This is a genomic window from Cellulomonas septica, assembly GCF_012396155.1.
Taxonomy (GTDB): Bacteria; Actinomycetota; Actinomycetes; order Actinomycetales; family Cellulomonadaceae; genus Cellulomonas; species Cellulomonas septica.
Genome location: NZ_JAAXOY010000808.1, coordinates 1 through 1,391, shown reverse-complemented (window position 1 = coordinate 1,391; position 1,391 = coordinate 1). Strand labels below are relative to the sequence as shown.

The window sequence follows — 1,391 nt, the reverse complement described above, 5'->3', positions numbered from 1 at the left end:
CCTCGTCGCCCGCCGCGTCGGGCGTGCGCCGACCGACCTGCCGGACGTCGTCCACGACGTGCGCGGCGTGCGTGCCGACGCGGACCACCTGACGGAGTACCAGCACCTCGTCGGCGAGTCCGCGTCCGACCGGCTGCCCGCCGGGTTCGTGCACGTGCTCGCGTTCCCCGTCGCGTTCGCCGTCATGGTGCGGCCCGACTTCCCGCTGCCGCTGCTCGGGCTCGTGCACGTCGCGAACCACGTGGTGCAGCACGCGCCCGTGACCCTGGGCGACGCGCTCGACGTGCGCGCCTGGGCCGAGGGGCTGCGGCCGCACCGGGCCGGCACGACCGTCGACCTGGTCGCGGAGGTCCGCGCTGGCGACGTGCTCGTCTGGCGGGGCGTCTCGACGTACCTCGCGAAGGGCGTCCGGCTCGCGGGTCGGCCGACCGACGACGAGGAGGCGCGGTCCGAGTTCGTCGCGCCGCAGCCGACCGGGCGCTGGAAGCTCGCGGCCGACACCGGCCGCCGCTACGCGGCCGTGTCCGGCGACCACAACCCGATCCACCTGTCCGCGGTCTCCGCGAAGGCCCTCGGGCTCCCGCGGGCGATCGCGCACGGCATGTACACCGCGGCCCGCGCGCTGGCCGACGTCGGGGCGTCGCGCGGCGACGCGTTCACGTGGTCCGTCGAGTTCGCGAAGCCCGCGCTGCTGCCCGGGACGGTCACCGTCCGGGTCGCACCCGACGGCGACGGCACCACCACGTTCGCCGGCTGGGACGCCCGCACCGGCAAGCCGTACCTCACGGGCACGGTCGTCCGGCACTGACCGCGCCACTGACACGGCGGGGCGCCCCTGTCGAGGGCGCCCCGCCGTGTCAGTGGTCGACGTCCTCGCCGAGGTCCGTGCGCAGCGGCGTCGACTCGTCGAGGATCCGCTCCAGCTGGCGCGCGCACCGCAGCCGGACCAGCCCGACGAACGCGAGCGCCATCGCGACCGTCACGACGGCACCCTTGCCCGTGACCGACGGGACGCGCGCGAGCGCCATCACCGCCGGCAGGCACATGACCAGCGCGGCGTAGCCGACCATCCAGTGCCGGTCACGACGCAGGGACAGCTCACCTCGCAGGCTCAGGTGCGGGTCGCGGCTCATGCCTGATCCATCGGCGAGGGGGCCGCGGCCTCTGAGGCCTCCGCCGGGTGAGTCGCCCGTGCGGCGGACACGGCGTCGCCGTACGGGCGGACCGGCTGCGGGGCCGTGCGGCAGGACGATGGCCGGCCACCGTCGTCGGGTGTAGGACTGGCAGCGTGACCGTCGCGTCGACGCCGGAGACCCCGCGCGACCGAGCCGCCGTCGCGCGCGAGCGGGCCGCCGAGGTCTCCGAGCGCGCAGAGCGGCTGCGGCTCGACG

At 76.3% G+C, this 1,391-nt stretch carries 2 protein-coding genes; one reads left to right on the top strand and one right to left on the bottom strand.

Features of this window, described 5'->3' with window-relative positions:
• On the top strand, positions 1-808 hold an 808-nt coding region (locus tag HGA02_RS19360; protein ID WP_168681029.1), incomplete at its 5' end, for a MaoC/PaaZ C-terminal domain-containing protein.
• Between the two features lie 49 nt (positions 809-857).
• Here the strand turns inward: HGA02_RS19360 and HGA02_RS19355 are convergent.
• On the bottom strand, positions 858-1,133 hold the full coding sequence (locus tag HGA02_RS19355; RefSeq protein ID WP_168681026.1) for a hypothetical protein: 276 nt from the start codon (positions 1,131-1,133) through the stop codon (positions 858-860).
• Between the last annotated feature and the right edge of the window lie 258 nt (positions 1,134-1,391).